Here is a 7,343-nt window from a genome sequence, read left to right as displayed (position 1 = left end):
TGGAAGTCCGTCCCAATTAGGAAGTGTGGAAGAAGGTATTGAATATACGAGTGCTGATTCGGTTGTGGAAAACAAGTGAATATACTAAATTTGATTCGAGGCAAATTGCTAAGAAGCATATAGTCCTCAGATTAAAAAATTCACGGATGCAATTCAGGACAAGTCAGCGACCAGGCTCGTATTTTTATCCCATCTCAGTTTGACTCAATCGTATGCGGTTGGTTTCCACATACGTTGCTTGGGAAAAAGCTTTGAAAAGGGACATGCTTGGTGCGATTATCATCAGTTTTTTTTGTCGTTTTTGATCTTGAATATAAAGAAGCGAAGGTAAAGAAATTGAAAGACTTCACCCGCCAGAAAGGTGTGATTGAAACCCTAATCAGATTAACTGTACACTCTTTTAAATCCCATTTTATAAAATGAAAACAGTTGTCAAAAAACAGCTTTAAACAAATTCTGAATCTATAGTAGAAAATCGTTTATTCGAAATTATTAATTTAGGAGAATTTAAGGAAGATGAAAAAGAGTATTCTTAAAATTGACCTAGCTCCGGAATTTAGTGCCAATTAGAATGTTGAAAATCCTCCAAAGATATGTTAACTTTTGAGGAAAATATGAAGAAGCACTTTAACGAAGATCGGATCTATAAGATACTAAAGGAATCGGAGTCAGGAGTTTTAACTTCAGAGGTGTGTCGTAAGCATGGGATCAGTGCGAATACCTTTTATAGATGGCGATCCAAATACGGAGGCATGGAACTAAACGATTTAAAACGTATGAAATCGTTAGAAGATAAAAATAACATGCTCAAGAATCTCTATGCGGAGTTTGCTTTGAAAAACGAAGCCATCAAAATGCTGCTCGAAAAAAAGTGGTAAGCCGAGAGCATAAACAGGATGCGATCATGTTAATCAAACCGCAATTAGGAGAACGCAAATCTTGTCGTCTTTTACAAATTTCCAGAACTGGCTTTTGGCATCCTTCTAAGACTTTTGAAAAAGATAGGGAACTAAAGGACCGGATCCGTTTTTAGCATATAAATATAAAAGGGTCGGTTACCGCAGATCCATGATTTCATCTGACAAGAGGACCGGTCAATCATAAGCGAATCTATCGTTTGTATTCAGAATTGGGCTTAAATATCGAATCAAGCGAAAGTGAAAGAGAATCTCATTGCCTACGGTTCTAAAGCTTCTTCCTAAGAATTCAGGAAAACGATGGTCCATGGACTTCAGTCGGATTCATTTTATTCGGAAAGAATATTCAGAATTCTGAATATCATTGATGACTACGGACGTTTAGCGGTAGAGCAACTAAGCCTGAATTTACATCGAAAACTTTTTAAATTGGGCCTCCGAAAGAGGAGTCGATATTCATTTCATAACTCCCGGAAAGCCAGCCGATAATGCCTTTATAGAAAGTTTTAATGGAAAAATGCGAAACGAATGTTTAAACGAAAACTGATCCCAAAATATTGAAGAAGCCCAGCAGCTTGTCGAAGATTGGAGAAACTTCTACAATTCAGAAAGGCCGCATAGTTCGCTTAGGGAATTGACTCCTGAAGAATATTTAAGGAGATCTGCTTAAGAGGATTTTTATATATTACACTGGTACTAAAAAATCTCATATTCTCCAATTCATTTTTTGCTGTAGAACGGAAATATCTCCTTGGTAATTTCAAGTGTGCTTTCCATTTGTTTTATACTTGTCCTTTGGGTAATTTTCTTCTACAAAAAGAATCGGGGGCAAAGGAAGTCTTCCAATTTTAGACAGCTATAATATCTCTAAGAATCACGACAATACAATGTTATCAATTGATAGATTTAAAAGAAAATTATTAAGCGGCTTAGATGGTTCTCCGCATTTGATAAGAATACGGAGATTACAGATATTCTAATTATTTCTTCTTTATGTTAAAAAAATCTTAATATGGTCGAAAATCGGCGGAAAACAAAGTTTCTTTTTATGATTCTTCTTTTAGAATAGTTAGAATTAGAAGTTCGGTCTTATTTTTTTTATTGAATTTCCAAAGGATTTCATAAAATGAGGCTGAATCATTTTGTGATTTATGTCAAATAAAATTATCACAATCTCATTTGAAAATGTCGATTTTTCCACTCCAGGAAAAAGGCTTCGTTACGTTATTAAAAATATATTAGCAATGAACGATGAAGATTTTGCTATTTCTATTGGTAAATCTCAAAATTACATTAGCTATATATGCAATGATAAACGTCCTTTATTGGATAAAATTGCTGCGGAAATCGAAACTGTTCACCGCATTTCCGGACTCTGGTTAACGAGAGGGACCGGAAATCCCGAACTAAATTCACCACATGAAGAAAATAACTCTGACACAATTACAAAAATGAAAAAAAGGGATTTCCTTTGGAATAAAATTTCTTCCGATAAAGCGGAAGAAATACTCATCTCTCTTTACCGAGACATACCGCCGGAATCTCGAGCATTAATATATCACATGATCCAAGCTGTTTCAAAGAGCTACTCCAATCCTACTTAAAATATTTGCCGAATTTTTTAGAAAGTATTTCCGCTCTTTTTTCAACGGAAAGTTCTCCTCGATTAATGGCGAGATTATAGTCATGAATTAGAATTTCCTTGGTGATTTCCGCCTTTTCTTTCGATCTTTTTTGGATAAAACGCATCGGATCAAGTTTCTGCAGGAGTTTCAAAAATCCCCCGGATGCTAACCTGTTAATGAAGGTTACTTTTTCACCTTTTAATACACCGGATTTGATTCGGAATGCATCGTAGTGTAAAATCGCGACCGCCCAAAATATGGAAGAAATAATAAGCCCGATCGAAGAGAGATACGGTTTATAAAATCCTAATAAAGGTAGGAAATAAACGAATAGTGTCGTTAGTGGTAATGCAAGCAACGCACCGATTAAGACCAAGAACAATCGAACTTTAAATTCACCTCTTTGAATTACCATTTTTCGCGTCACGGTATAAATCGATAAAACCACCCAGAAAACTAAATAGAGAACAAGTATGTGATAATTTGCGTTGAAATCGAAAATGAAATTTTCCGGATCTTTGAGAGTAGCCATATTTTGTGAAATACAGGTGAAGACTATGTATGATTGCCCGAATGAAGCCGTTACGATTGCCCAAATCGGAATTTTTTTTCGAGGATTTTCTAACTTTGAACAAAGATAATAGAGAACAAAAGGGGCGAATGAAATCGGAAGAAATGTGATATTGAGAGCAATATTTCGATAACTGATCGGCAGGAATTCTCTAAAACCTAATATCATCAACCACATTGATAGGAGTAAGCTGAGTATTAAGAAGCTGCCTTGAATATGTTGTTTCGGCTTTAGTCTAAAAACGTATACACCAAATGAAAAATGGAGTAGGCCAGTTAAAATGGGGAAAAAAATATTTGGATTCAAAGCTCGGTCCTATCCTATAGAATAAAAACACTCATAATTTTTCATCGCTTTTAATTTACGTTCATCTAACTTTTATATCCGTTATGAAAATATGGTATTTTAAAAACGATTTTTTTTTACTTTTTATTCTATAGCTTTTGTGTTGCATTTTGCCAGCCAGTTTCTATTTTTTTTAAATTTAGCCCAACTTTTTGACAAGATAAGGTATTATTACAATACTTTCGTTTACTGGAAAGTATTATTTTCGGACATATTTTGAACGAACAAAAAAAAAGACTTAAAATCATACTTAACCATTTTGAAGGCAATCAAACGGAATTTGGAAAAACGATTGGTAAGTCCAAACAAACCGTCAGCGGTTGGTTAAGTGGTCGATTTCCTATCCCTGAAGATGCAGCCATTACTATTGAAATGGTCCATGGCTTTCGTCGGGAATGGACTTTGAGAGGTGAAAATCCGGAAAGAATACCGAAGCCCGGCTTTCAATCCAAATTGAACAAACATGAACTGAATTCAGAGGTTTTGAAAAAAATTTCCACAAATAAAGTTCTTAAAGAATTAATAGAGACTTTATCGGACTTACCGAAGAAGGAATTTGAAATCGCGCGTAGACTAATTTCCAGCTTAACGAAGGATACATAGAGCTTTTATTCAAACTTTCTTGTGTTTTCTAATTCTCTAAAAATTAGATTTCTAAATTTAATTCTATAGCGGTTAATATTCTCTTAAGTGGCTCGAAAAGCACGTTGTCTTTGGAGTTACGTAAGATATCGGAACACCACCTTGCGTTGCTTTTTAATGTGATAATTTTCCCTTCATGGGTCCGTTTTAATCTTGGTGCATTTCTTTGTAAAAGCTGGTTTTGTTCCTTCATGATTCGGTAGATCCGTTTATGATTCACTCGCGGTAAATCCCTGCTTTTATTGATCCGATTGACGATCGCTGTAATTCTTGGATGCCTGTAGGTGGGTCTATCATGACAGACATCTTTGATCGTCTGCAAGATATGCTCTTTAAATTCGCTGATCGAATGTTTTGTTCGGAGAACGCGATTCTTGTCATTGGAAACCTTCGATTCCTTTGCTTGCACCGTTTTCCATAAACAGCCTCCACTGGAAGAGTTGACTGGGGGATATATTATACTTTCTCGCAACTAAAGAAACCGAATTTCCAGGTTCAAAAGTCTCTTTTACTATCTGTTCCTTCTCTATCGAAGACCATCTTCTTCTTCGCTGAACAGAGGTGATGACGTGAACCGTGTCATTCATACTAGTACTATTCATAGTATTGCTCCTTTTGTTTATGAGCTAACTCAGGTGTACGGTTTTAAGTGGGGTAACTACAGTCTCGATTTTTCCGGACTGGTAAAATCATTTTACCAAGGATTATTTACCTCAAGCAGAATCCGATTGTCACCAGCGCGGGTGATCGGAACAGGATGAACTTGACAGAATAAATTCGAAGAAACGTTTCGGAGAAGATCAAATCCATGGGGGTCAAAACGCAGCCGAATTTGGAGTCCCGGATCTTATAGGTAGGGCGTAATCACGGTGGTATGTGGGACTATCTTTTATAAAATTGCTCTAAATAGACGGTATGCGAGCGATTTGATTTGTAGGGATTTAAATGAAGCTACGAAACTTTGAATCAACGCGAGCTGAGTTCGTTGAAGGTTTACTATAAAATGCGAAACGAATGTAACGCAGTAGATTGGCTCCAAAATTTGCAAAAACCCGTCGGCCGATCGAAAATTGAGAAACTTCTGAAATTCAAGAATACCAAATAGCCTCTGCTGAGACAACAGGATCTGTTTAAATGTGAAAGCTTGGGGGGATTTTAAATACTACCACTAAGTACAAAAAAGGGAGATTTCAAAAAATTGCTCGATTCAGATCGCTATATGTGACATAATTTAGAAATTATGTCACATATAGCAGTAGAGAAACCTAAGCTCAAACGATCGAATCATAAAAACCAATTTATAGAAAAGTCCATTCAGGGCGTAGAAAATCCCATTGAATTGGCGAGAGTGAAGAATTTTATTCGTTTCGTGTTTACTACCGCCGGTTATAACAAATCGGAATACGCGTCTGTAAATTTAGACCCATGGTCGACGTGGTTTTACGTAATGGATGAAGAAGGGGCCATTTTATCAGCAATGCGTGTTGTGGAAAAAAAGCCGAATAACTTTATTCCTTTAGAATTAGGCGTTATTTTAGGATCGAATCCTCCCCAGCGTTATGCTGTAATTGAAAAGAAAGTGGCCGATTGGAATAACGTTGCTTTTATAAATTCTCCGAAAGGTGGAAGGGCGGCGTTGCAAAATTTCCAAATGGTTGCTAAACATTGCATAGAGCAAGGTTATGAAAAAGTTTACGGCATGTATCCGCAAAGATCAAAAGCGATTGAGAGAATCTATTTCTCAGCGGGCGCTCAAAAATCGACTCAATTCAGAATTCCGATCTATTTTCCTGGCGACTATTCGAATGGCGAGCTTGTTCTTTTAAACCCAATTGAAATAAATAAAACAAGTTTACAAAAAATTGCCGCAAGAAGATCGTAATGTTCAGGAAAAAATATGAATGTTTCGTTGGATATAAACCTTTTTTGTTCTTTTATTGTCTTATCTTTGGGAATCTATGTTTTTAAGTCGAGTGTTGTCAAACCTCCATACGTCCGTTCCTATTTTTTTGCTCTATCGACTGTCTTAAGCATTTGGGTGTTTGCCTCGGGGATTCGTTATTTTATCCCAGATTCCCTTCGGCCAATCGCTCCAAACTGGACGTTGATATCCGTCACGTTAGCTCCCTTTCTCATGAATCGGTTGACAAACTTTATCATTGATGAAAAATACAGACCGTCCCGATTTCGAAAAAGTTTTGATATCGTTTTAGTTGGTTATTTAGTTTTATCATGTCTTTTTTTAAAGACAATTGAAGTTAAAAATTACGATACCTCAGTATATAAGACTTATTTCGCCTATCATATTCTAATTTTCTATTCGATACTATACGTTGGAAATTCTATTTATTTAATGTATAAGAAAGCATGGAACTCAAGAGGAGCGGTTCGGGTTCGATTCACTCTTCTCCTTTTAGGAACATCCGTTGGTCTTTTGGTTTCAATTTTATTTGTATATATTCTACCTTTTTTCGGAATCTCAAAAGGGTATTTATCTTCGCTAGGACTGATACCATCCACGCTCTTTTGGGCGGTTGCTATTCTGCAATATGATGCTTTTCAAACGCGAGCGATGGTTTTAAGAAGTCACTTTATTGCGAAGAGACAATTACCTTTGCTTAGCCGCCTAACTTTTAAACCAGTATTGGCCCTTCATTACCTTATGGATCCTTTGGACTATCGGCTACAACTTAGAAACAGTAGAGTCGAGGTTGTAAACTATATTATGCAATATTATATGGTGTTTCAGAAAAGTTCGGAAATGAAACATCGATCACAAATTAGAAAGATTACCTCTTTCATTGAACGTTTCATGAAGTAAACTGTTGTAGGTCGAACATTTCAATTCAGCCTGAAGGTGTTTACGTACTATTGGGATGGATCAAATGGCCACTTAGGTTCGGATAGAATGTTGAAAATCATTCAACTGACTGATAAATTTGGAAGAAATCGGATCCAGGGCAACTATTGCTAACGTGCGCTAAACCCGAGCAAGATTGCCCCGTGGCGTGACTGATGAACTGATGGCTTCCCCAATTGTAACCGCAAAAGCGGTGAGAAAAGTTCTGCTTTTTTAAGATTAGAATTATCACAAAAGTAAATGAAGTCAAAAAAAGCTTGAAATCAGATTGAAAGACCGCCTGAGATTAGTTACGGGAAAATCGTATAATGCTGAACACTCTCTTAGAAAACCTTTCCAACCCTGCAAAACGAGCGATCCTCGCGTTAAAGTTAAAAAAAGTC

The 7,343-nt window shown here is 36.5% G+C and carries 6 protein-coding genes and 2 pseudogenes; 5 read left to right on the top strand and 3 right to left on the bottom strand.

Going from position 1 to position 7,343, the window contains the following annotated elements; genetic code table 11:
* The first annotated feature begins 614 nt into the window (after positions 1 to 614).
* Together JWG44_RS22660 and JWG44_RS10000 are read left to right on the top strand one after the other, a co-directional pair.
* A pseudogene (locus JWG44_RS22660) lies at positions 615 to 1,587 on the top strand (integrase core domain-containing protein).
* 481 nt (positions 1,588 to 2,068) lie between these two features.
* Positions 2,069 to 2,521, top strand: a complete 453-nt coding sequence (locus JWG44_RS10000; RefSeq protein ID WP_205274810.1) for an XRE family transcriptional regulator — start codon at positions 2,069 to 2,071, stop codon at positions 2,519 to 2,521.
* On the opposite strand, the gene JWG44_RS09995 is transcribed toward JWG44_RS10000, so the two are convergent.
* Entirely contained in the window at positions 2,514 to 3,419 is a 906-nt protein-coding gene (locus JWG44_RS09995; protein WP_205274809.1) for an LIC10906 family membrane protein, read from the bottom strand. The two genes, JWG44_RS10000 and JWG44_RS09995, sit on opposite strands and share 8 nt — an antisense overlap.
* A gap of 255 nt (positions 3,420 to 3,674) precedes the next feature.
* On the opposite strand from JWG44_RS09995, the gene JWG44_RS09990 reads away from it, so the two are divergent.
* Positions 3,675 to 4,061 (top strand): helix-turn-helix domain-containing protein, encoded by a 387-nt coding sequence (locus tag JWG44_RS09990; protein ID WP_205274808.1) that lies wholly within the window; start codon positions 3,675 to 3,677, stop codon positions 4,059 to 4,061.
* 43 nt (positions 4,062 to 4,104) lie between these two features.
* Here the strand turns inward: JWG44_RS09990 and JWG44_RS22655 are convergent, their stop codons facing one another.
* Positions 4,105 to 4,413 (bottom strand): hypothetical protein, encoded by a 309-nt coding sequence (locus JWG44_RS22655; protein ID WP_408611945.1) that lies wholly within the window; start codon positions 4,411 to 4,413, stop codon positions 4,105 to 4,107.
* Positions 4,387 to 4,630: pseudogene (locus tag JWG44_RS09985) on the bottom strand (transposase); the annotation flags it as partial. The gene JWG44_RS22655 and the pseudogene JWG44_RS09985, both read right to left, overlap by 27 nt.
* A 710-nt stretch (positions 4,631 to 5,340) precedes the next feature.
* Here JWG44_RS09985 and JWG44_RS09980 point away from each other — a divergent pair.
* Positions 5,341 to 5,982 (top strand): LBL_2463 family protein, encoded by a 642-nt coding sequence (locus JWG44_RS09980; protein ID WP_205274807.1) that lies wholly within the window; start codon positions 5,341 to 5,343, stop codon positions 5,980 to 5,982.
* 15 nt (positions 5,983 to 5,997) lie between these two features.
* A complete protein-coding gene (locus JWG44_RS22650) occupies positions 5,998 to 6,921 on the top strand; it encodes an LIC10906 family membrane protein (protein WP_205274806.1) in 924 nt (307 codons plus the stop codon).
* Positions 6,922 to 7,343: the final 422 nt, after the last annotated feature.

The sequence above is a fragment of the Leptospira ainazelensis genome (assembly GCF_016918785.1).
In the GTDB taxonomy this organism is placed as follows: domain Bacteria; phylum Spirochaetota; class Leptospiria; order Leptospirales; family Leptospiraceae; genus Leptospira; species Leptospira ainazelensis.
This window is presented reverse-complemented; position numbering and strand designations above follow the sequence as displayed.

What these genes read in the sequence shown, in the direction of transcription:
- JWG44_RS10000 (WP_205274810.1), top strand. Translation starts at nt 2,069, where the DNA reads ATGTCAAATAAAATTATCACAATCTCATTTGAAAATGTCGATTTTTCC.
- JWG44_RS09980 (WP_205274807.1), top strand. Translation starts at nt 5,341, where the DNA reads ATGTCACATATAGCAGTAGAGAAACCTAAGCTCAAACGATCGAATCAT.
- JWG44_RS22650 (WP_205274806.1), top strand. Translation starts at nt 5,998, where the DNA reads ATGAATGTTTCGTTGGATATAAACCTTTTTTGTTCTTTTATTGTCTTA.